Source organism: Clostridium intestinale DSM 6191 (assembly GCF_900130055.1).
Lineage (GTDB): Bacteria > Bacillota > Clostridia > Clostridiales > Clostridiaceae > Clostridium_T > Clostridium_T intestinale.
In genome coordinates this window covers 477,558-498,570 of the sequence record NZ_FQXU01000003.1, presented here as the reverse complement: position 1 = coordinate 498,570, position 21,013 = coordinate 477,558, and the positions used below count along the sequence as shown (strand labels likewise).

The following is a 21,013-nucleotide window of genomic DNA, read 5'->3' as shown; positions in this document are numbered from 1 at the left end:
ACCCTGTTTTTTATTGCACATTAAATACTACATTTGCCATCTGAACATGTTTCAGAATCAGCGCTATCTATATCAGTTGTTATGCTTTCAGCTGAAGTTTCTGAAAGTTCTTCACTTTTTACCTTTTCAAGCACTTCTAAAAATAATTCAGGAGGTTGTGCACCTGATACTGCATACTTATTATTGAATACGAAGAAAGGAACACCAGTTACCCCTATATTAGAAGCTGTTTGTTCATCTAATCTAACCTCAGAAGTATATTCATCAGATTCTAGAACCATTAATGCTTTAGCGCCATCAACACCAACTTCAGAAGCTAATTCTGACAACACGTTATGGTCAGATAAGTTTAAAGAATCTACAAAGTATGCTTTTAATAATCTCTCTGTAAGCTCTTTATCTTTACCATAAGTTTTTGCAAAATGTACTAATCTGTGTGCATCAAAAGTGTTAGTTGGTTTTAAATCATCAAAATTATAATCTAGACCAAGAGCTTTTGCCTGCAATATTAGCTGATCATTAGATGCTTTTGCTTGTTCTACTGGAATCCCATATTTATTAGCTATAAGCTCATGAATGCTTTCCTTATATTCTTTTCTAGCATTAGGGTCAAGTTCAAAGCTTCTAAAAACTAACTCAACCTCATTTTTATGCTCAAATTTATCTAATGCAACTTCTAGTCTTCTTTTTCCAATATAACAAAATGGACATACGAAGTCAGACCATATTTCTATTTTCATATATATCACTCCTTGAAAGTTCACTAATATAATTTTCTTTAATCTTTGTATAGAGTATTATAATCCAATGAATTTAAATTATCAACTGAAAGTAAATATTAATTAGAAAGAAAGATTTATAAATATTTTAAAAATAGTTTATATTTTTTATAATAATATTTAAAGTTTTTTATTATTTACAATATAGAATTATATGTATAAAAGTTGAACAACATATATTTTGATGACACTAAGGAAGGAGATCTAAAATGGATCTATTAATGATAATATTGTTACTTATGGTATGTTTGTTAATTTCAAATATAATCAGTCACTACATCCCCTCTATTCCTACAGCTTTGATTCAAATAGCTTTAGGAGTAATTCTTTCATTCATTTTTAAACATAACTCAATAGAGATAGAGGAGGAATGGTTCTTTCTTTTATTTGTAGCACCGCTTTTATATAATGATGGAAAATCATTTCCTAGAGGTGAACTATGGAAAATGAGACGTTCTATATTAGGTAATTCAGTGGTATTAGTACTTTTAACTACAGTTGGAGGAGGATACTTTATTCACTGGATGATACCGAGTATACCACTTGCAGGGGCTTTTGCATTAGCTGCTATTTTATCACCAACTGATCCTGTGGCTGTAAATGGAATTGCAAAGCGAATTCATATACCAGAAGAAGTTCTAAATCTTGTTAGAGGAGAATCTTTAATAAATGATGCTTCAGGTATAGTTGCCTTTAATTATGCTATAGTTGCTGTATTAACTGGATATTTTTCACTAAAGGAAGCAGTGTTGAATTTTTCGTATATATTCTTGGCTGGTGCAGTTTTAGGCCTTATCTTTGCTTTAATCATGACAATTATAAGATTTACCTTGCATAAAAAAGGAATAAATGACGTGGTTTTTCACTCTTTACTACAGATATTAGCACCTTTTGGCATTTTCATTGTTACAGAAAATTTTTTTCATGCTTCAGGAGTAATTGCAGTAGTTGTTGCTGGGGTATTTCACTCAATTATAAATGAAAAAATAGAAATCAGAATAGCTGAAGAGCAAGTTCTTACTGAAAACATATGGAGTATTATTTTATTTGTACTAAATGGAAGCGTATTTCTTTTGTTAGGTTTAAATATTCCACCCTCAATGATTGAAATTATATCTAGTCCTAATATAGGAAACTTAAAAGCATTTGGATATGTAATAGCTATTGGACTCGCTATTTTAATAATTCGCTTTGCTTGGTCTTATTTATCAACTTATTATGAATATCATTTAAATAAAGAGAATACTACAGAAGAACCAGATGTGAAGATATCTTTATTAACAACATTAACTGGTGTTAGAGGAACAGTTACCATGGTTGGAGTTTTATCAATTCCTCTATTTTTAAACAATGGACAGGTTTTTCCAGAACGTTCATTAATTCTATTTTTAACTGCCGGCATAATACTTTTTACATTAATTTTAGCTACAGTATTTCTACCTATTTTATGTAAAGAGAACTTAGTACAAAATAAAAACGCTAATAAGGATGATTTAAGTGAGGCAAAAAATAGACTACTATTAGCGAGTATTAAAGCTATTGAAGATGAAATAAATGAGAAAAATGAAGACGTTGCTTATGAATTAATAAATGAATATAAACATAGCTTTTACAACCCAAGTTCAGAGCATGAAGGAATTGAGATGCGTGCTAGTGAAAATCAACAGAAAATGGCTGAAATAAGATTAATAGCTTTAAATGCAGAGCGAAATTACGTATATAAGTTAATGGAGGAATGTGAATGGGATGAAGATATATTTAACGCCTTTGAAAGATCTTTTGATTACAGAGAAGAAGCACTTTTAACTAATGCTCGTCAAGATACAATTTTTCTTATGAGAAAGATAATGAGAAGGTCAAAGCATTTTTATGGAAATAAATTTAGGAGAAAAGATTCTCAAAGAAAGAGTTTAGAATTAGTAAAAGATATTCAACTAAAAGCTTTTGAAAAGGCAATTGAAGCTTTAGAAGCGTACAGGAAAAGTGATGAATCAGCTAAGTTCACCCATAAGGTGATTTTAGATTATAAGGGTATGATTAATAGATTCAATGGAGGAATAGTAAAATACAGTGAGGAAGATCTAGAACAAAAGGAAGAACTTAGAATTAAGGCTATGGATTTAGAGAGATGTGAGATTCGTAAGATGTATGAATCAGGAGAAATTACAAGAGAGCAATCAAAAGAACTAAGAAGATATATAAACTATATTGAAAGCGTAATTTTATATAAGCATGTTGAGTAAAACAGTTAGAAAGCTTGATTAATATATCGAGCTTTTTTAAATACACTTTTTAGAATAAAAATAATACCACTTAGAGAGGATAATTTACCACTTACCTAAACAATATTTACAAAGAAAACGCATCTTAATATAATAAAAGCATGGAGAGTGGCAATATGAAAATAAGAATTGAAGTTGATAATGAAATTAGAGAAAACGAAATTATAATAAGGTGCAATGAGCTTACTGAGGAAGTCAAAAATATTCAAAGTGTGCTTGGAGATTTAATTGTAGTTAAGAAAAGCATAACCTTTTACAAAGGGGAAACTGAGTATTATCTAGCTTTAGAAAAAGTGCTTTTTTTCGAAACAGAGGAAAGTGCTGTTTGTGCACATACCACTGATAATATATACAATGTTAAGTACAAACTTTACGAGCTTGAAGAGATATTGCCAGGGTATTTTATGAGAGTCTCAAAATCAACAATTTTAAACACAAATCATATTTACTCCATAACACGTAGTCTTTCATCCTCAAGCAAGGTTGAATTTCAAAACACCCATAAACAGGTATATGTTTCAAGATATTACTATAAACCATTAAAAATAAAATTGTTAGAAAAGAGGAAATAATATGAAAAAAGAAAGAGTTTTTTGGGGATTTATATTTATACTATCTGGTATTTTCTTAATTGTAAGCAAGCTTGGTTACTTCCCAGATGTGAATCCTTTTAGTTTAATTTTGACATTCTTTTTAGTAGTTGTTATAGGAAAGAGTATAATTCGTTTAAACTTTCCAGGCATTTTATTCCCAATTGCCTTTATCTGTATAATGTATGATAATCAATTAGGAATTACGCAAATAACTCCTTGGACAGTGTTAATTGCAGCACTATTTGGTAGTATAGGTTTATCTATGCTTTTCCATAAACATGTTAAATTTATTCACCATAAACACTTCCACAAACATCACCACGATGATTATAAGTTTGAAAAAATTGATGTTGAAGATGATGGCAAAGTTTCATTTAAGAGTTCATTTGGAGCTAGTATAAAGTATATAAATACAAATAAATTTGAACAAGCAGATTTAGAATGTTCATTTGGAGCTTTAAAGGTATATTTTGATAATGCTGTTATGAGTAAAGACAATGCTGTAGTAAAAATTGATGCATCTTTTTCAGGGGTAGAGTTGTATATACCTAAGACTTGGCGTGTAGATATTAAAACTAATGCTTTTTTAGGAGATGTTAGTGAAAAAAATAGAAGTGGTCAAGTAATAACTAACACTTTAACCTTAGTTGGAGATATAAGTTTTGCTGGAGTAGAGATAATTTATATCTAAAAAATAAGAATAACAATAATTATTAGATTAGCAGTTTCTTTAGACTAATAAGTTTAAAGAAACTGCTTTTTATTTATGAATCATTATTTTTAAATAACTGAACCTGTCTATAAGATGTTATGTATTGTCGTTAATGTTAAAAAATGATAAAATTTACATATGAGGGGGGAGGGGAAATGAGTGAGTTAATAAATAATGCTGTAAAAGGTGTAAATATTATACCTACAGTACTATTAGGATTAGTTTTATTTTACTGGATAACTGTAATTATTGGCGTATTTGACTTTGATTTATTTGAACTAGATTTTGATGTAGACGTTGATGCAGATGTTTTTCAGGGAATATTAGTTTTCCTAAATTTAAGAGATATACCTTTTATGGTGTTTTTTAGTATTTTATCCTTTATATTTTGGATTTTATCAATGATGTTATATAGACTTCCAATAACACCAGGAGGTTTTATAAATGGTTTAATATTAATTCCGATCTTTATAGTTAGCTTATTATTTACTAAGATAATAACAAAGCCACTTAAGAAACTCTTTAAGAAGGACTATGAAGATATTGCTCCAAATGGTGGAGTAGTTGGACAACTAGTAACATTGATAACCAACATTGGAGATGGAAGATTAGGTCAAGGAGAAATAAAAAGAGATGGCGCTTCTTTATTAATAAATGTGAAAGCAGAAAAAGATGATGATCTATTTATTAAAAATGAAATTGCTTATGTTTATAGAAAAGACGAAGATAAAAATATTTATTACATTATAAAGATTGAGGAGTGATATTAATGACTTATGAAATACAACTTTTATTAATTAGTATTGGTGCTGGAGTAATTATTATTGGTGGACTGCTTGCAATGTTTTCTAAATTCTATCATAAGGTAGATCAAGGAAAGGTTGTTGTAAGAAATGGTATTGGGGGGCCTGTAGTATCCTTTGGCGGTATTTTTGTATTACCAATATTACATAAAAGCGAGATTATGGATATCTCTGTTAAGAGAGTTGAAATAGCTAGAGAAGGTAAAGATGGGCTTATATGCAAAGATAACTTAAGAGCAGATATAAGAGTTGCATTTTTTGTTAGAGTAAATCAAACAAGGGAAGATGTATTAAAAGTAGGTCAACTATTAGGCTGTGTAAAAGCATCAGATCCAAAAACTTTAATGGATTTTTTTGATGCAAAATTCTCAGAAGCTTTAAAAACAGTAGGTAAAAAGTTTGATTTTGTTCAGCTTTATACTGAAAGAGAAACTTTTAAAAATGAAATTCTTCAAATAATAGGAACTGATTTAAATGGGTATGTTTTAGATGATGCGGCTATAGATTATCTTGAGCAGACTGATATAAAATTATTAAACAGCGATAATATTCTAGATTCAGAAGGTATAAAGAAAATAACTGAACTTACAGCTGAACAACTTATATTAGCTAACCAAATTGAAAGAGATAAGGAAAAAACTATAAAGAAACAAGATGTCTCTGCTAGAGAAGCTATATTAGAACTTGAAAAACAAAATGCAGAGGCTGAAGCTAAACAAAAAAGAGAGATTGCAATTATAACTGCAAGAGAAGAAGCAGAAGCTGAAAAAGTTAGACAAGAAGAGAGATATAAATCAGAAATGGCAAGAGTTAAGTCTGATGAAGAAATAGAAGTTGCAGAACAAAATAAACAAAGACAAGTTATTATAGCTATGAAGTCAAAAGAGAGTACAGAAGCTGTTGAAGCCGAAAGAGTTGATAAAAATAGATTATTAGAAAGAACTGAAAAAGAAAAACTTGTGGAACTTGCAAGTATAGACAAGCAAAAGGAAGTAGAAATAGAAAAGAAAAATATTCAAACAATTATAAGAGAAAGAGTTGCTGTTGAGAAAGATACAGTTATTGAAGAAGAAAAAATCAACGATACTAGGGTTCTTGCTGAAGCTAACAGAGTTAAGTCTGTAGCTATTAAAAAGGCTGAAGAACAATCAGAATCTAAGCTTATAGTAGAAGTTAAATCAGCTGAAGCCTCAAAAGAAGCAGCAGAAAGATTGGCAGAAAAAACTATTATTGATGCTGATGCTAAATATAAAGCATCTCAAAAAGAAGCTGAGGCAATTAAGATACTTGCAGATGCCAATATTCAAAAGGAAGCAACTTCTGGTATTGCAGAATCTAAGGTTATTGAAGCTAAAGCTGTTGCTGAGGCAAAAGCTATTGAATCTAAATCTATAGCTCAAGCTAAAGCTGATAGCGCAATGGTTGAAGTTAAGGAAAAAGAAGGAACTGTAGAAGCTGATATCATGAAGAAGAAATACATGGCTGAAGCTGAAGGAATTAAAGAAAAAGCTAGCAGCATGAAAGCTCTTGATGAAGTTGGTAGAGGTCATGAAGAATTTAAACTTAAACTTGAAAAAGAAAAAGAAATTGAACTTGCAAATATTAATATTCAAAAAGAAATTGCTGAAGCTCAAGCATCAGTTATCAGTGAAGCTCTTAAAGCAGCGAAAATTGATATTGTGGGTGGAGAAACAATGTTCTTTGATCAGATTATAGGTTCAGTAACAAAAGGTAAATCATATGATCGTCTAGTAAATAATAGTGAAGTTCTTACAGATATTAAGGAAACCTTTATAACTGGTGATCCTGAGTATTTTAAGAAACAACTAGGTGATTTTATGGATAGATTTAATATAACTTCAGAGGATATAAAAAACCTTTCAATTGCAGGTGCTATAAATAAGATGATGACAACTTCAGGAGATGGTGATAAAGCAGGATTAGGAAAGCTGTTAGAAACAGTAAAAAAAGCAGGATTAGCTGATCTACCAGCAAAAACTTTAGAAATCCCTCGTAAATAAGGAGAAGCATTTTGAATAGTATCGAAGATATGGAAAAAGGCACCTATGAGGTTATAAAAAATCGTCTTATTAATCATGGAGCAGATTTAAAAGAGCGAGTTAATAAATTAAATATCGCTAGAAAAGAAACCTTTGGCTCCATAGAAACTAAACTTCTAGGAAGTGAAAGGATAATCACTGAAAACAATTGTGTCCCTAGAGATATGGCCCCAGTAGAGGACTTATTTATCTTTGGATACAATGTTCACATTGGTCTTAAATCAAAAACAGAGCTAAGTGATGTTTTTTCAATTTATAGATATATTGATAAAAAATTTATAAAACAGCCTCTTGATTTAATAAATAATCAGGATTTTATAAATGATTTTGATGAGCTATATAAGTATTATAAAAACACCTTTTTTGCTAAGTTCACCATAATAGATCCTTATTTTTATATGATTTTTCAAACTGGAAAAAATCCTACAGATATTAAGGTGTTTAAATGGGCAATTGAAGGAAATAAACTTATATATGTAGATAGCAGAAGTGACCATGAGGTAAAATTTAAAAACAAAAGTGAATTCAAATTTGTAAAAGCTACTAGAGACGATCAAAGAAACGGTAGATATCCTCATATCTCAATATTGGACAAGGTCTTTGTTGAAACAATAAGAAAGGACTTAACAATTAAGATTGAAGATAATACAGATACAGGCCAGGGAATTTATTCAGAACCTGTAGAGGACATGGATCAAAGTCTTGATGACGCTGAAATATATTATGTAGACTTAGATCAACTTATAATACTAAAAATTAAACCTTACAAAGAAAATGATTTTAGATATTTCATTTTTAATAATAAGCTTAAAACCGTAGTCAGAGTAGATTCAATTAAAGATACCTGTATTCTTCTTCCAGGACACCATGGAGTAATATTCCCAAAAGGATATTATCTTCAAACTGGAGAATACAAGATATTCGATATAGAAGCTGAAGGTTCAGTCTTTGATCAAATAATTACCTCCTCAAATGGAGAAGATTATCAGTACATTTTCTACAATACAAATAGTGGGGAATATCAAATTTACTCTTATAACATAATCGAGCAAAAAATTGATGTTCCTATAATTTGTAGTGGTTATTCTCATTTTAATAATGGAGAAATGATAGTAGCAAGACAGGAAAGTGAACCAAGAAAAAATCACATGCTACAACTATGGCAAACCCCGTATGTAGGAAAAAACTACGTAAGCCAAGGAGATAAGGACTCTATTGTCTATAAAATAGGGAATAAAGATATTGTAAATGCCATGGCTGATTGTAACTCAGTATGTAAACTTGTTGATAAAAAAGATGGCTATCAAAGTATTTACGTAGATATAGTAAAAGAATGCGAAAGGATAATTGACTCCTACTTTTGGTTAGATAAAGAAGAAACCTTTAATTTAAAAGAAGTTCTTTTAGCCTTAAAAGAATCTGCAACCTTTGCTATTGGTGAATATGAAAAAGTATTAAGAATTAAGGCATCTACTAAAAAGCAGATAGAAGATACTCAAAAATCAACAGAAGAATTATTAAAGAATATCAAGTATGGAACCTTCGATAATATTGATGAATATGTTCAAGCCTTAGCTGAAATCAGAAATACTAGAGGGAAAATAGCCACACTTAAAGAATTAAGATACACAGACCTTAATGTTGTAAATTCTCTCGATAAGGATGTTAAAGAAAAGTATGATGAATTCTCTACAAAATGTGTTGAGTTTTTATTAGCACCTGAAGGGTTATTACCTTATGATAAAAAAGTTAAAGAGCTACAAGGTGAGATAGTTAAGGTAACTAAGTCTAAAGAAGGTAGAGAACTTGAAGGGAAAATGAATGGGGTTTCAAGTGATTTAGAGCTTCTTATAGATATTATTAGTAATTTCAAAATAGAAGACCCAACAATGACAACAGAAATAATAGAGAAGATATCTTCATTATTTTCTCTTATTAATAATGGTAAGGCGCGACTAAATAATAAAATTGAAGAGCTTACAAAAAATGAAATGACTTCTCAATTTCATTCTCAAATAAAGCTTTTAAGTCAATCCGTAGTAAACTATTTAGATATTTCTGATACTGTAGAAAAGTGTGATGAATACTTAAATAAAGTTATGATTATGATTCAGGAACTTGAAGGTAAGTTTTCTGAATTCAATGATTATATACTACAATTAAGTGAAAAAAGAGAAGAGATTTACAATGCATTTGAAAGTAAAAAACAAGCTATATTAGATAAGATAAACAAAAGAATAATTGGTCTTTTTGATTCTGCAGAACGTATTTTAAATGGACTCAGTAGTAGATTAAAAAGTTTCCAAAGTGTTTCTGAAATTAATGGATATTTTGCTACTGATATTATGGTTGAAAGGGTAAGGGATGTAATCTCAAACCTGAATGATCTTGGAGATTCAGTAAAAGCAGATGAAATAATATCAAGACTTAAAAAGACAAAGGAAGATGCTGTTCGCCAGCTAAAGGATAAACAAGAACTCTATATTAATGGTGAAAATGTAATTAAACTTGGAAGACACAATTTTTCAATTAATACTAAATCTATTGATTTATCCATAGTTCAAAAAGAAGATGCACTATTTTATCATATAACTGGTACAGATTTCTGGGAGAAAATCAATTTATCTTCTATTGAAAAATACAATTATGTCTTTAATCAAAGTGTAGTGTCAGAAAACGACAAGGTTTATAGAGGAGAGTATCTAGCTTATTTACTATTTGAAGAAGCTAAAGCTAAGAGATTTGAATCTATCAAAAAGCTAGAAACTAAATCAGAAGCTCAGCTGATTGAAATAGTACAAAAATTTATGGAGCCTAGATATCAAGAGGGATATACAAAAGGTGTACATGATATAGATGCCTCAAAAATCTTAAAAACACTATTAGAGTTACATGAAAAAATTGATTTATTAATATATAAATATGAAGCTAGAGCTTTGGCTAGATTGTATTGGAACTTTCTAGCTGATAAAAAGGTAAAAGAAACATTAAGGAAACGCTTAAAAGAACTATCTAAGGTTAACTTATATTTTAATTCTTCACCAAATTTAGAAAAATATATTCCCTATTTAGTAGGAAAAATGGAATCACAAAACAATCTTATAACCTTATTTTCAGAAAAAGACATATATGAAGCTTCAGAATATCTTTGCCTTGAAATAATGAAAGGGGAAGAATTCATAATAAGTAAAGAAGCTAAAAATGTATATGATGGGTTTATTAAATCCTTAAGAGATAAGAATGTTTTAAATGAATTTCTATCATCAATAGAAAGCAGCAAGAGTGATCTAGAAGGTCTTTATTATTTAATAAATGAATGTATAATAGCCTATAGAGATGAAGTTTTAAATGATAAAAATAAAGAAGATATAAATTTATCAATATTTGAATCATTAAATAGTGATGAGCTAAATGGAGTGCTAAAAGAAGTTATTGTATTATTAATAGAAAACAAACCTGAACTTGGCCGAGTGATTTATTTAGATTCAAAGGTGAAAATATCAGGACTTATAGGGACTCACTCTGTAATTAATAATGGAGATTATATTTTATCCTATATGAGCTTTATGGATAAGTTAAATGGATTTAAATCTAAAGAAGTTATTGATTTTATTGAGTTTCAAGAAATTAAAAAGAACCTTATAAAAGGCTTCAAAGCAAAAATTCATCTTGATGATTATAAACCTGATGTTTTAACTTCTTTTGTTAGAAATCAATTAATTGACAAGGTTTATCTTCCTTTAATAGGTGATAACCTAGCTAAACAAATTGGTGCTTCAGGAGACAATAAAAGGACAGATTTAATGGGTCTACTATTACTATTATCTCCACCAGGTTATGGTAAAACCACTTTAATGGAGTATGTTGCAAATAGACTTGGGCTTATTTTAGTTAAAATAAATGGTCCTAGTTTAGGACATGAAGTGACTTCCTTAGATCCTGATAAAGCTAATAATAGTGGGGCTAGAGAAGAACTTAATAAACTTAATATTGCATTAAAGATGGGTAACAATGTAATGATCTATGTAGATGATATCCAACATTGTAATCCAGAGTTTTTACAAAAGTTTATCTCTTTATGCGATGGACAAAGAAAAATTGAAGGTGTCTACAATGGAGTTAGCGAAACTTATAATCTAAGAGGTAAAAAGGTAGCTGTAGTAATGGCAGGTAATCCATATACTGAAAGTGGAGAGAAGTTTAAAATTCCTGATATGCTTTCAAATAGAGCAGATGTATATAATCTTGGAGATATGCTTATGGAAAATGAAGAAGCCTTTAAGCTAAGTTATATAGAAAATGCATTAACTTCAAACCCTATTTTATCTAAGTTAAGTAATAATAACTCAAAAGACTTGTATGGATTTGTTGAAATGGCTAAGGGAGAACCGAGAGAAAATGTGTCTTTAGAAGGCAACTATTCTGTTGAAGAAATGAATGAATATGTAAGTCTTATTCATAAATTATTTAAGGTAAGAGACATCGTATTAAAGGTTAACCTTGAATATATATATTCAGCAGCACAAGCTGAAGAATATAGAAATGAGCCTGCATTTAAACTACAAGGTTCATATAGAAATATGAATAAAATAGCAGAAAAGATTATTCCTGCAATGAATGATGATGAGTTATTCCATAGAATACTTGCAAGTTATGAAAATGATTCTCAAACCTTAACTACAGGAGCAGAAGCTAATATGCTTAAGTGGAAAGAGCTTGTTGGATGTATAAACGAAGAAGAGAAAAAACGTTATGCTGAAATTAAAGCTGTTTTTCTTAAAAATAAGTTAGTAAAAGGTGATGATAAAATAGGGCAAGCTGTACTAGCATTAAATGGACTTACTGAAAATCTAAGCCTTATAAAAGATATTTTAAATAAAATAAATAATTAAATATAAAAAACAGCAGTCTTTTTAATTAAGGCTGCTGTTTTTTTATACTAAAACTAAATTAAATCATCTTGTCCATTTACTGTAGTTTGTTCATTTTCATTTATTGGAATAACTATACATTTTTGTCCATCAATTATCTGAGATTTAATTTGAGGTATCTTTTCAGGTTTTACTTGAAGTATAACATCATATTTAAAGGTATTTTTTTCATCGTCAGAACCCGTTGCTGAAGCTTCTTCTAAAGTTACAGTTTCTTCATCACTTTCTGTAGATAGAGGAGTATCCTTATCTAAGGCAACTTCTTGCTTGACAAGTTCAAGCTTATTTTGAAGAACTTGTACCTGTTTCTTTAAACTTTCTTCTTTATTAAGTTGAGCCTTTACCTTAAGTGCTTTTGAGTCTATAAGACTTTCAGCAAGAGGAAGATCCTCACCAAAACTTTCCTCATAAGATTTTTCAATCTTAACAGTAACTTCTTCTGGAATTCCGCTTTCAATTAGTAGATTTTGAACATCTTTTTTATTTAATATTATAGGCTCTGGATCCACGTCTTCATAAGTTGCATTATATTCCTCAATCATTGTGTTTAAATTCTCTTGCACTTCCATAAATATTTTATCAGCCTCATCTTCATCCACAAGTAAAGAGTCTTTAATGATAGATTGAAAAGCTTCCTTTTGTATGGTTGCAGTTTGCTTTTTATAACATCCTAGAGCATGCTCCATTAACTCAGGATGAGTTTCTTTAGGATTTTTCGTGTAATACATAATGGAGTTAACATCAGTACTACGTTCAATAAAAGCAGGGAAAACAAAACCGTTAGTAGGGGCTTCAACCACCCAATCTCTAATACGTGCTTTGATCTTATTTTCTTCTTCAAAATATCTAAGTCCAGGCTCTGACAGAGATACAGGGCATATTGCACATAAAACATATTCGTAAACTTCTTCTGACTCATCAATCTTTATGTTATCTTTAGTTTTAGTTATAACATCATAAGCATCATGGAATATAAGGATTAGAAAATTCCCAGTGTAATCATAATTGTCTATAATAGAGTCATAAAATTCATCTAAAATATTATCATCCTTTAGCTTACTATTTTTAAGCCTCATAAGGGAGATTTGTTTTTCATTTACAAACTCCTCATTGATTGGGAAATTAAGCTCTAGAATATTATTACCTACAGTTCCAGACAAAACTTTTTTTGCTATTTCTAAAAACTTAAAATACTCATCTTCCTCTAGGTTTAGAAAGGTTTCTCTGAATTTTAAGAGAACATTTTTTTCTCCATTAACATAACATCCGCACATCTTAGTGAAAGTACAGTAGTCTTTTTTAAAACGCTTTTTTAACTCAAGGACATCTTTTTTTCTCATATATAAACTCCTTAATTTTAATTTCTATTTATTGGTAAATTATTATTTCTATTATTAAGTATATAATCTTTTTTATAGAATTTAAAGAGCTTATTTATGTAAAGTTGAATATTATGCTATACTGTTTATAGAAATTCAAATGGAGATTAATATAATTAAGAGGTATTTTTTTATGATTAAAGTAGTAGTAACAGATATGGATGGAACTCTATTAAATGAAAAGCATGAAGTTTCAAAAGCTTCACTTGAAGCGATACAAAAATTATATAAAAAGGATATAAGATTTATTATTTCTACAGGTAGGCATTATAAAGGGACAATGAGCACCTTGGAAAAACATAATTTAAAATGCGACTATATAGTAGCTAGTGGTGCAGAGGTAAGAGATCAAGAGTCAAAAGTTTTAAAACAGGTTCCAATGGATCATTCTAGCTTCGAAGATATTTTAGATAGAATTAAAGATTTTCCAGTAACAGCAAGATTTTGTTCAGATCAATATGACTATGCTATTGGATCAGAAGAAGAAGTGAAAGAAAGCTTAATTTTAGAGGCACGCCACTTTTTTTATGACGGAAGTCAAGAAGATATTGAATCACTTCCAGAATTTAAACAAAGATTAGATCACGTAAAATGTATTAGTTCAGTAGAGGATTTAAGGAAAGATAATATTTCTATATATAAGATATTTATTTTTTCTCAAGATGAATCTATTATTTTAGAAATAGATAAATCCCTTTCAGATGTAGAGGGAATTGTTTCTGCTTCATCATTTGCATCTAACCTAGAGCTTACACATATAAATGCTCAAAAAGGAATAGCACTAAAAGAGTACATAGAGATACTTGGATATAATATGGATGAAGTTATGGTTTTAGGAGATAGCATGAATGATTATTCTATGTTATCAATGGACTTTGGAGCTACTGTTGCCATGGAAAATTCTATGGAGCAGATTAAGAAAGTTTGTAAATATATGACTAAAAGCAATGAAGAAGAGGGTTTTGCATATGCAGTTGAAAAGATGCTAAATGATGAGCTCGAGGAATTAAGAATAAAATAATTTTTAAATCAAAAGGCTGCTATAAACTTAAATGTTTGTTGCAGTCTTTGCTTTACCCATAAAAATAATTTGGGTAAAGAATAAAACTTCTTATATTCTTAGGTTCTTAGGAATATAAGAATATAACTTCTTAACCTCTTAGGTTCTTAAGTTCTTATATTCCTATATTCTCAGAGTAAAAATGAAGTTAAAGAAGCCGCTGTTCGGCTTCTACAGAATATCGCGATCTATGATTTTAATGAAGCCTCTATTCGGCTTCTACAGAATAGAGGTGTGTATTTCTTCTCCTGGTTCTATTAAAAGCTTACCTTCAACTTTAAAGTTATTTGCTTTTTCTTTGTCATAAAGAGCCCCTGGTTTTAAATGTACTGGAATAGAATGTCTTGCAGAAACAATCTTTGCACATTCAGCAGCTTCAACTTCATCCATGTTATAAACTCCATCGCAAGGAAAAAAAGCATAATCAATATTTAAGGATTTAAGATCATTCATCTCTACTATTTTTGAAGTATCTCCTGAAAAATAAATAAGAACTCCATCAGTTTTAACAAGATAACCAACACATTCTTCCTTAGAATGATTTTTGTTGTAGGCTGGCACAGCCTTAATCTCTATATCTTTTATCTTAAACTCTTTATATTCTCCATTTATAAGTGAATCTGAGTTCATGATTACTTGATATTCAGATTTTTTAGTGGGTTTATCTATTTGATTGTGATCTCCATGCTGATGGGTTACTAATATTATATCAGCAGGCTCTTCGTATCCTTCTCCAGCATAAGGATCAATATATACCACAGTATTTAGGGATGTTATAAGTCTAAAGCTACCATGTCCATTGTAATATAATTTTGCCATAGGTTTACCTCCTAATTATTTATATGTTTTTATTTTAATACTAATAATTTATAAATGTAAAGGGCTTATACATATTGTAAGTGCCTATGATATTGTTTGAGAGAAGTGTTGATTTTTAGTGTCATTCGGCAATAAAAAATTTTTCTGTTATACTTGGATTAATAGAAACAGGAGGTAATCATATGTCTTATCAGAGGTGTAAAGATGAATATATAAGAAGAATTCATAAAGTTCAAGATTATATTGAAATCAATTTAGGAAAGTCATTGTCTATTGAGGCGCTTTCAAATGTTGCTGGATTTTCTAAATATCATTTTAGTAGGATATTTCAAGGTGTTTTACATGAGCCACTTGCACATTACGTGAATAGACTTCGCATGGAGAGTTCACTTTTTTTACTTGCACACAGAAGAGATAAAAACATGACTGATATTGCATATGAACTTGGATTTACTGATTCAGCTGTATTTTCAAGAGCTTTTAAAAATTATTATGGAGTAAGTCCAAGAGAATACCGCAAGGAATATAGCAAGAATTGCAAAGATTCTTTTTTATTGTCTGAGTACAATAAGAATACAGCAAAGAGTGAGTGGGCAGATAATCTATTGACTGTGCCTATAGATGTTACAATAGTGGACTTAGAGGAAAAACAAGTAATTTATGTGAGGCATACAGGAACTTATGAGACATTAGAAAAAGAATATGCAGGGCTTATTAAAAGACTACTTTTTCAAGCAAAGGAGCAAAATTGTGTTTTAGATGATAATAGTTTAGTACTTGCTATGTATCATGACAATCCTGAATTTGGAGACGAGAGTCAGTTTCGCACAAGTATATGCCTTACAGTTAAAGAAAGTATTAAGGTTAAGGAAGACGGTATCCTAGGGAAAATGAATTTAGAGGGTGGTCTATATGCAGTTGGGCATTTTGAAATGCAGCAGGAACAATATAGTGGTGCCTGGAATTACATGTATCAAGAATGGCTTTCAGGTAATGGTTATGTTCCAAGAAATTCTTATCCCTTTGAAGTCTATCTAAACAAGCCATATGATAATGAAAAACATATCCATAAAGTTGACATCTACGTCCCAATCGAGCCCATTCATTTCTAACATGCTTAAAATCAATTCTGAGGTGAGCATATGAAAGAAATCAAAATTACCGGTGCAAAAATTCATAATCTAAAAAATTTCAAACTAACAATTCCTAAACAAAAACTAATAATAATCACAGGAATTAGTGGTTCAGGTAAATCTAGTCTCGCATTTGATATCCTTTTTGAAGAAGGCAAAAATCAGTATTTAAACTCCATAGGTATTTTATCTGGACTTGATAATGACGACAAGTTTCAGAGCATAGAAGGTATTGGACCAACTGTTGCAGTACGTCAAAATAGTATCAGACAGAGCAACATCCGCTCTACAGTTGGTTCTAAAACTAGAATTTTGAATCAGCTAGCTTTAATTTATGCAAGTGATGGAAAAGCTTACGATAAAAATAATGAACATCTATCTCCAAGCTTATTTCTCTATACAACTGCTGATGGAATGTGTATTAGTTGCCAGGGAAGAGGTTTTTATTATGATATTAATCTAGAAGCTTTAATTCCTGATAAAAAAACATCACTTTTAAAGGTGTATGAAAACCTAAAGGTAACAAGTGGATTTTTACGAATTCTTAAGAATAAATACGGCATGTATTTTGAGACTCCTTTTTGGGAACTTCCTGAAGACATTCAAGGAGAAGTTATTTATGGAAGTTATGAAAATGGTAAACAAAGTTATTGTTTAGAACGTATGCTAAGAAACTCATACGAAAAAGGGGAAGACGTGGAAGAGGTCTACAAAAGGTGTGTTTGCCAAGAATGCCTTGGAGAGAGAATTAGTAAAGAAGGCAGAAGATTTTTTATTCATGGAAAAACAATTGGTGAGCTTGGACAGATGACCTTATCATCTCTTTTAAATTTCTTAAATGAAATACCTAAAGGAGAGCTATCTCAGTTTGGTAATAAGATTTTAAAAGATGTTATCAAAAAGTTGGAGTATTTAATTAAGTTTCGTTTAGGCCATCTAACTCTTTATAGAGATATCCCTTCATTAAGTGGTGGTGAGTTACAACGAATTTATCTTCACCTTCATCTCGAATCTAATCTGGATTCACTTATTTATATATTTGATGAACCAATGGCAGGCTTACATCCATCAGAGAAAGAAAGTGTGATTGAATCACTAAAAAAACTGAGAGACATTGGAAACACTGTAATAGTTGTTGAGCATGATAAAGATATTTTAAGTTATGGGGATCACATTATAGAGATTGGGCCTAAAGCAGGAATAGAAGGAGGAAGTGTGGTTTTTCAAGGTAATTATGAAGAGTACAAAACAGAGAACACCCTTCTAAGTCAATATTTTTTTAAGAAGCTTTTAATGCCAAAACGAACTACAAGAAAAACTCTATTCCCTAAAGAAGATTCTATCATATTAGAACATGTAAATACCCACTATTTAAAAGACTTAACAGTAACCTTTCCCCTTCATGTTATGGTTGGAATTGCAGGATTATCTGGAAGTGGAAAAAGTTCTTTAGTAGAAGAATCCCTATTAAAACGTCTTATTAGTTTCAAAAAATATTCACATAAAGATAATATAAAAGGAGCAGAGATAATTAGTGGATTTATAAAGATATCTCAAGATCCCATAGGAAGAAATGCCAACTCAACACCTTCTTCTTATATTGGTATATGGGATAAAATACGAGAAATCTTCTCAAAGTTACCGGAAGCAAAAGTCAAAAACATGAGTTCTGGACATTTTTCTTTTAACTCTAAAGGTGCATGTGAAGATTGTGGAGGTAGCGGCTACGAAAAAATATTTCTAACCTCTGATTTTTCAGTAGATAAGATTTGTAAAACTTGTAAAGGCAAACGGTTTAATGAAGAAAGTCTTTCTATATTCTATAAAGGTAAAAACATAGCAGAGGTTTTAGATATGAGTATTACAGACGCTATTGTCTTATTTGCTGAACATAAAAGTATCCTAAAGCCACTAAATATATTGAATAAGATTGGAATGGGCTATTTAACCCTTGGTCAACCATCCTCTTCTTTAAGTGGTGGCGAGGCACAGAGAGTGAAACTTGCAAAAGAACTTGGACGTCAGTTAAAAGGAAATATTCTCTATGTGCTTGATGAACCAACCACTGGGCTTAGCCTATATGATACAGCTTTGCTATTAAAACTATTAGATAAGCTAGTTGCAAGTGGTAATTCGATTATTGTAATTGAGCACAATATAGAAGTTTTAAAAAGCTGTGATTATATAATTGAACTTGGCCCAGAAGGAGGAGACAAGGGCGGAGAAATCATTGCAGAAGGTAGACCAAATAGTCTTATAGACAATCCTAATTCCAAGACAGGGAGGTATCTTCTATGAATCAAAGAAAAAAGATAGAATTTGAAAGGATAATAAGTAATAACTATAACAATATTGCAGGCATTGTTGTACAAAAAAACGGTAAACTATTATATGAAAACTACTTTAATAAATATACTGCCTCTAATTCAGTGCATATAGCATCAGTTACAAAAAGCATTTTTTCTGCATTAATTGGTATTGCCTTAGAGAAGAAACATATAAAAAGTTTAGAGCAGAAGGTATTGGATTTTTTCCCTTATTATAAAATTCTAGAAGGAGAAAAAGCTATACAGAATATCACAATTAGACATATGCTCACTATGACAGCTCCCTACAAATATAAAAAAGAGCCCTATGAGAAGTTTTTTGAGAGTGACAACTGGATAGAAGCTGCACTTGATTTATTAGGAGGTAAAGAACCCTCACAAGAATTTACCTATTCAGCCATAATAGGAACTCATATTCTATCAGGTATTTTAGTAAAAGCAACAGGAAAATCAGTTTTTGATTTTGCAAAAGAAAATTTATTCACTCCACTAGAAATTAATGTTAAGCAAAATATTACATTAGCTACTAAAGAAGAGTATATGGCTTTTCTTCAAGATAAAAATATCAGTGGATGGGCTACTGACCCACAAGGTATAAATACAGCAGCTTGGGGTCTTACACTAACTCCTATGGATATGGCCAAGATAGGTCAATTATATCTAGATAAAGGACTATGGAATGGTAGTGAAATTGTGCCTAAATGGTGGGTAGATGAAAGTACAATAAAACATAGTACTTGGGACAAACTATCTTATGGATATCTTTGGTGGATTATAGATAATAATGAACATATCTATGCAGCCATTGGAGATGGAGGTAACGTTATTTATATAAATGAAAAGAAAAAACTAGTTATTTCTATAGCATCTCTTCCTATGGAAAAAGCTAAAGATAGGATAAAACTTATAAGAGAGTATATAGAACCCTTGTTTGAAAATGAGGCATAAAAAACTAGATATAAATTCGACAAGATTGAGAATTACAATTCATACCAAATATGATATAATTACCATAAAATAGTTGAAAAGCTTTAAGTTAAGGAGCTATTATGAAAAAATTCAAAAGGCTAAAAATAATATCTATAAGTTCACTATTTGTAATTACCCTCTATATAGTAATAAGTAGCTATGTAAACCAAGGACTTTTTAAGGACAAGGTTCTGGATAAATACTTAGATTCTGAGGTCACAAAAATAAAAATAAGCCGTTTATCTGATTTTTCGGAAGTAGTTATTAAAGATAAGGATAAAATATCCGATATATTAGATTCTCTTTCTAACCTACAGGTAAAAAAGTATAAAGATAAGATAACGAAAAGTTATGAGGTTTATGATTTAGCTATATATGAGGATAATGGAATAAAGATTGGATTAACTATATATAATAATGAGTATATAGCTTTTATAGATTTATTTGGTGGTCGTTCTGGTACATTCAAAATAATTGATGATAAGAATGAGCTAGATTTATCGGAATTTTATAAATGAAAGGTTATATACCATATGATTTAAAAGAGGAATTGAGTTCCTCTTTTTTCTATTTTATTATATCTATATTAACCATTTTACTATAATAAGCAGTATAGATTTTTTTGAATTGTACTATCTAAAAGGTGAGTATAATAATTGATGCCGATAATTTAATAAACACTCCAATATCGTACCAAGGTTTTAGTTATATGCTATAATCAGAATGCTAAAAAAGACAAGAATTTGAGGTGAAAAGTTATGAAGAAATATACAGGTGAAGAATTAAAAGAAGCTATGCAGGTTATATCTTCAACCATCAGTAATTGTGAAAAAATGCATCCAAAATTTGCAGAGGGAACCTCTCAACATACTCTACTTAAAAACAGAATAAAAGCATTGTACATATCAAAAGTTTTAATAATGGAAGAAAATATAAAGGACAAATATACAAAAGAAGAGTTGATGGGAGCTCTACCTCCAATATCTTCAATTATTAGCAAATGTGAAAAGGCACAGTTAAAATTTACAGAAGACAGCTCTCATTACAAGCGCCTTAAGAAGACAATCCAAGCGATGCACATTTCTAAATCGTTAATTGAAGATAAAATTGGTGAAATGGATTAAGACCTAGCTAATCTTTAATATTATTAAAGATTAACATTATTA

Annotated in this window: 15 protein-coding genes; 12 read left to right on the top strand and 3 right to left on the bottom strand. The window is 30.1% G+C overall.

The annotated features are described in order from the left end of the window. Window positions 1-20 precede the first annotated feature (20 nt). The gene (locus BUA92_RS02665; protein WP_073016437.1) at window positions 21-740 is read right to left on the bottom strand and encodes a DsbA family oxidoreductase; all 720 of its coding nucleotides are present in this window, start codon (window positions 738-740) and stop codon (window positions 21-23) included. A 248-nt stretch (window positions 741-988) separates the two neighbouring features. Here BUA92_RS02665 and BUA92_RS02660 point away from each other — a divergent pair, with 248 nt between their 5' ends. The 6 genes from BUA92_RS02660 (at window position 989) to BUA92_RS02635 (ending at window position 12,121) form a co-directional block, all read left to right on the top strand. Beyond that, on the top strand, window positions 989-3,022 hold the full coding sequence (locus BUA92_RS02660) for a Na+/H+ antiporter (RefSeq protein WP_073016436.1): 2,034 nt from the start codon (window positions 989-991) through the stop codon (window positions 3,020-3,022). Between the two features lie 155 nt (window positions 3,023-3,177). After that, window positions 3,178-3,633 (top strand): LytTR family DNA-binding domain-containing protein, encoded by a 456-nt coding sequence (locus tag BUA92_RS02655; protein ID WP_073016435.1) that lies wholly within the window; start codon window positions 3,178-3,180, stop codon window positions 3,631-3,633. Between the two features lies 1 nt (window position 3,634). Continuing rightward, the gene (locus BUA92_RS02650) at window positions 3,635-4,345 is read left to right on the top strand and encodes a LiaF transmembrane domain-containing protein (RefSeq protein WP_073016434.1); all 711 of its coding nucleotides are present in this window, start codon (window positions 3,635-3,637) and stop codon (window positions 4,343-4,345) included. 176 nt (window positions 4,346-4,521) lie between these two features. Further along, complete coding sequence (locus tag BUA92_RS02645) at window positions 4,522-5,130, top strand: OB-fold-containig protein (RefSeq protein WP_073016433.1); 609 nt, start codon at window positions 4,522-4,524, stop codon at window positions 5,128-5,130. A gap of 5 nt (window positions 5,131-5,135) precedes the next feature. Next, a complete protein-coding gene (locus BUA92_RS02640) occupies window positions 5,136-7,190 on the top strand; it encodes a flotillin family protein (protein WP_073016432.1) in 2,055 nt (684 codons plus the stop codon). An 11-nt stretch (window positions 7,191-7,201) separates the two neighbouring features. After that, complete coding sequence (locus BUA92_RS02635; protein WP_083553376.1) at window positions 7,202-12,121, top strand: DNA repair ATPase; 4,920 nt, start codon at window positions 7,202-7,204, stop codon at window positions 12,119-12,121. A 53-nt stretch (window positions 12,122-12,174) separates the two neighbouring features. Here the strand turns inward: BUA92_RS02635 and BUA92_RS02630 are convergent, their stop codons facing one another. Next, entirely contained in the window at window positions 12,175-13,500 is a 1,326-nt protein-coding gene (locus BUA92_RS02630) for a DUF4317 domain-containing protein (RefSeq protein WP_073016427.1), read from the bottom strand. 172 nt (window positions 13,501-13,672) lie between these two features. On the opposite strand from BUA92_RS02630, the gene BUA92_RS02625 reads away from it, so the two are divergent. Further along, window positions 13,673-14,560 (top strand): Cof-type HAD-IIB family hydrolase, encoded by an 888-nt coding sequence (locus BUA92_RS02625; protein WP_073016425.1) that lies wholly within the window; start codon window positions 13,673-13,675, stop codon window positions 14,558-14,560. A 258-nt stretch (window positions 14,561-14,818) separates the two neighbouring features. Here the strand turns inward: BUA92_RS02625 and BUA92_RS02620 are convergent, their stop codons facing one another. Next, window positions 14,819-15,418: an MBL fold metallo-hydrolase gene (locus BUA92_RS02620; protein ID WP_073016423.1), complete on the bottom strand. Its 600-nt coding sequence runs from the start codon at window positions 15,416-15,418 to the stop codon at window positions 14,819-14,821. A gap of 182 nt (window positions 15,419-15,600) precedes the next feature. Between BUA92_RS02620 and BUA92_RS02615 the strand changes: the two genes are divergently transcribed. From BUA92_RS02615 to BUA92_RS02595, 5 genes are all read left to right on the top strand, one after another. Continuing rightward, a complete protein-coding gene (locus BUA92_RS02615; RefSeq protein WP_073016421.1) occupies window positions 15,601-16,530 on the top strand; it encodes an AraC family transcriptional regulator in 930 nt (309 codons plus the stop codon). A 30-nt stretch (window positions 16,531-16,560) separates the two neighbouring features. Continuing rightward, on the top strand, window positions 16,561-18,849 hold the full coding sequence (locus BUA92_RS02610; protein ID WP_073016418.1) for an excinuclease ABC subunit UvrA: 2,289 nt from the start codon (window positions 16,561-16,563) through the stop codon (window positions 18,847-18,849). Then, window positions 18,846-19,826 (top strand): serine hydrolase domain-containing protein, encoded by a 981-nt coding sequence (locus tag BUA92_RS02605; protein ID WP_073016416.1) that lies wholly within the window; start codon window positions 18,846-18,848, stop codon window positions 19,824-19,826. Before BUA92_RS02610 ends, BUA92_RS02605 begins: the two co-directional genes overlap by 4 nt. Window positions 19,827-19,927: 101 nt before the next feature. After that, a complete protein-coding gene (locus tag BUA92_RS02600; protein WP_073016414.1) occupies window positions 19,928-20,365 on the top strand; it encodes a hypothetical protein in 438 nt (145 codons plus the stop codon). Between the two features lie 240 nt (window positions 20,366-20,605). Continuing rightward, window positions 20,606-20,971, top strand: coding sequence for a hypothetical protein (locus BUA92_RS02595; RefSeq protein ID WP_073016412.1), 366 nt, complete (start codon window positions 20,606-20,608; stop codon window positions 20,969-20,971). Window positions 20,972-21,013 lie beyond the last annotated feature (42 nt).

Bases quoted from the DNA above. Each gene is read 5' to 3' on its own strand.
- BUA92_RS02665 (WP_073016437.1), bottom strand. From the start codon at position 740: ATGAAAATAGAAATATGGTCTGACTTCGTATGTCCATTTTGTTATATT.
- BUA92_RS02660 (WP_073016436.1), top strand. From the start codon at position 989: ATGGATCTATTAATGATAATATTGTTACTTATGGTATGTTTGTTAATT.
- BUA92_RS02655 (WP_073016435.1), top strand. From the start codon at position 3,178: ATGAAAATAAGAATTGAAGTTGATAATGAAATTAGAGAAAACGAAATT.
- BUA92_RS02650 (WP_073016434.1), top strand. From the start codon at position 3,635: ATGAAAAAAGAAAGAGTTTTTTGGGGATTTATATTTATACTATCTGGT.
- BUA92_RS02645 (WP_073016433.1), top strand. From the start codon at position 4,522: ATGAGTGAGTTAATAAATAATGCTGTAAAAGGTGTAAATATTATACCT.
- BUA92_RS02640 (WP_073016432.1), top strand. From the start codon at position 5,136: ATGACTTATGAAATACAACTTTTATTAATTAGTATTGGTGCTGGAGTA.
- BUA92_RS02630 (WP_073016427.1), bottom strand. From the start codon at position 13,500: ATGAGAAAAAAAGATGTCCTTGAGTTAAAAAAGCGTTTTAAAAAAGAC.
- BUA92_RS02625 (WP_073016425.1), top strand. From the start codon at position 13,673: ATGATTAAAGTAGTAGTAACAGATATGGATGGAACTCTATTAAATGAA.
- BUA92_RS02620 (WP_073016423.1), bottom strand. From the start codon at position 15,418: ATGGCAAAATTATATTACAATGGACATGGTAGCTTTAGACTTATAACA.
- BUA92_RS02615 (WP_073016421.1), top strand. From the start codon at position 15,601: ATGTCTTATCAGAGGTGTAAAGATGAATATATAAGAAGAATTCATAAA.
- BUA92_RS02610 (WP_073016418.1), top strand. From the start codon at position 16,561: ATGAAAGAAATCAAAATTACCGGTGCAAAAATTCATAATCTAAAAAAT.
- BUA92_RS02605 (WP_073016416.1), top strand. From the start codon at position 18,846: ATGAATCAAAGAAAAAAGATAGAATTTGAAAGGATAATAAGTAATAAC.
- BUA92_RS02600 (WP_073016414.1), top strand. From the start codon at position 19,928: ATGAAAAAATTCAAAAGGCTAAAAATAATATCTATAAGTTCACTATTT.
- BUA92_RS02595 (WP_073016412.1), top strand. From the start codon at position 20,606: ATGAAGAAATATACAGGTGAAGAATTAAAAGAAGCTATGCAGGTTATA.